The sequence below is a fragment of the Frisingicoccus sp. genome, assembly GCA_016298055.1.
In the GTDB taxonomy this organism is placed as follows: domain Bacteria; phylum Bacillota; class Clostridia; order Lachnospirales; family Lachnospiraceae; genus Frisingicoccus.
In genome coordinates this window covers 1-2311 of the sequence record JAEDDO010000252.1, presented here as the reverse complement: position 1 = coordinate 2311, position 2311 = coordinate 1, and the positions used below count along the sequence as shown (strand labels likewise).

At 38.9% G+C, this 2311-nt stretch carries 2 protein-coding genes; both read left to right on the top strand.

The genetic code is table 11. The features are described from left to right. The first annotated feature begins 228 nt into the window (after window positions 1-228). On the top strand, window positions 229-1623 hold the full coding sequence (locus tag QZZ35_RS11255; RefSeq protein WP_291237488.1) for an ATP-binding protein: 1395 nt from the start codon (window positions 229-231) through the stop codon (window positions 1621-1623). Between the two features lie 134 nt (window positions 1624-1757). Beyond that, a partial coding sequence (locus QZZ35_RS11250) for a metallophosphoesterase (RefSeq protein ID WP_291237487.1) occupies window positions 1758-2311 on the top strand: 554 nt, incomplete at its 3' end.

The following is a 2311-nucleotide window of genomic DNA, read 5'->3' as shown; positions in this document are numbered from 1 at the left end:
GAAGTTGAGGAGTATGAACATTACGATGCACCGAAATGTTACCCAAAAGTCTTTTGTAATCTTTTTTTAGGTGAATTCTCGGTATTCAGAGTAAAATAGCGTAATTATGTTAATTCTAATTACAGTATTCATGTGAAGTTGAAATGTCGTCGAAATGTTCCGAAATGTTGTTGCAATGTTCCGAAATGTTTGATATGTTTATCGCATAAGACTGCAGGAGGTGCCAAGATGCATATACGTGAGTTATTTCCGGATGTAATATCAGAAGATTTAGATTATGAATATAAGACAGTTTTGAATCCTGACAAACCTATTAAATGGGCTAAAACAATTGTTGGATATGCAAACGGGAAAGGAGGAGTTATGTTTGTCGGAGTTTCGAATGAAGGCGAGGCTTTTGGTATTAGCTTGGACGAAATTGATAAGACAAAAAATCTTATTGCTACGATTAACGATAGACATATATTTCCACATGCAAGGGTTCAGTATATGTTGAGAAGTGTTGATGCGAATGCAGAGCGCTTTGTTTTGGCGGTCAATGTCATCCAAGCGGATTCAATCTTAAGATATCGAGAGGGTGATTTTAATGAGACCGTATATATTAAAGGTGATGGAAATACACCGCCTGCTACACCAGAAGAAATAATTGCTTTGCATAAAAGGAAGTTTGGTGTAGATAATGAAACGACGGAGATAAAGTACGATGAAAAGAAATGGACGGAATATATCAAAGTATGCAGGGAGTACAGGGAGGATTCGTCGGCTCCAACATTAAAGGATTTACAGAATGAGGAAATTGTATCTAAAGAGGGCTTTGCAAAATCTGGTTTTATCATGTTTGGTGACGATTATGATGGAGATGATTCCTTGCTATGCTGTCGGCTTTGGAAGGGAAAACAAAAGACAGGAACCGTATTGGATCACGAAAGATTTAAAGGATCTTTGGCTAAGGTTTTTCAAGATGCAATCAATTTCATTGAAAGAAATACGAAGACAGGATGGCAAAAGACTCCAAACGGTGGTCGTGAGGAAATTCGATCATATCCGAAAGAGGCGATTAGAGAAGCCCTTGTAAATGCAGTAGCTCATAGGGACTATTCTATAGCTGGTACTCAGATAGATGTAGATATATATTGCGACAGAATAGAGATCGTATCACCAGGATCATGGCTGTTACCGAAGAACTATGAAGAATATCCTATTGGCTCTATTCCTTCTATACGTAGAAATACAATAATAGCGGCGTGTCTGGATGAAGCAAATTTAATGGAACGTGGTGGTACAGGCTTTCAGACTATGATTGAAAGTTATAAAGATAGTGAAGAACACTTGCAACCAGTTGTATCGATATATCCTGGTTTTTTGAATCTACGTTTGTATGATAAGCTTTATGAAGAGAATGGAGTAGAGACTGATAATGATGTGGTAACAGATGCAGAAAGAATATTGGAAATACTAAAAATAGAAGGACCGAAATCTGTAAAAGAACTTCAGGCATATACAAAATATAAGAGTAGAAGTCAGTTTTTGGCGGAAGTACTAAATCCGTTGATTAATGAGGATATCGTTTATAGAGATGGAAATGCAAAATCACCGACGGCACTTATTAGAATAAAGCGGTAGGTGAATTTAGAAGTACACTTTAGGCGCTTGCAGAAATGAAGTCGCCTTTTGATGGTAACATTGATAAAACGAGTGGTGATTTTCAACTACGTATATCGCTCGAAAATTGTTTTACTTATGGGGGAGATGGAGTTATGCGAGTACTTGTAATACCGGATATTCATCTGAAAACATGGATATTTGACAGGGCCGAGAAAATCATAAAAGACGGTAAGGCGGATCGGGCTGTATGCCTAATGGATATTCCGGATGACTGGAATATGGAATTTCAGATAGAGAGATATAAAGAAACATTTGACCGGGCAATCGCATTTGCTGTGGACTATCCGGATACTCTCTGGTGCTATGGCAATCATGATGTCAGCTACCCGTGGGGAAGGCTTGAGACCGGATATTCTCCTTATGCCGAGAGGACGGTCATATCAAAGCTCGAAGAACTTGAGAACAGCCTTAAGAGTCCGGCACAGATCAACATAATCCATCGGATTGACAATGTGCTTTTCTCACATGGAGGGCTTACAGCTGATTTTCTGAAATGGCTAAACGCGGATCTGCTGTTTGCTGATATAGATGATGTTATTGCAGCGGTGAACGATGCTTCCCATGATTATCTCTGGAATGATAAATCACCGTTATGGCTCAGACCACAGTATGAGACCAGAGAGATATTCAGAGCAGATACCTACAA

Bases quoted from the DNA above. Each gene is read 5' to 3' on its own strand.
- QZZ35_RS11255 (WP_291237488.1), top strand. From the start codon at position 229: ATGCATATACGTGAGTTATTTCCGGATGTAATATCAGAAGATTTAGAT.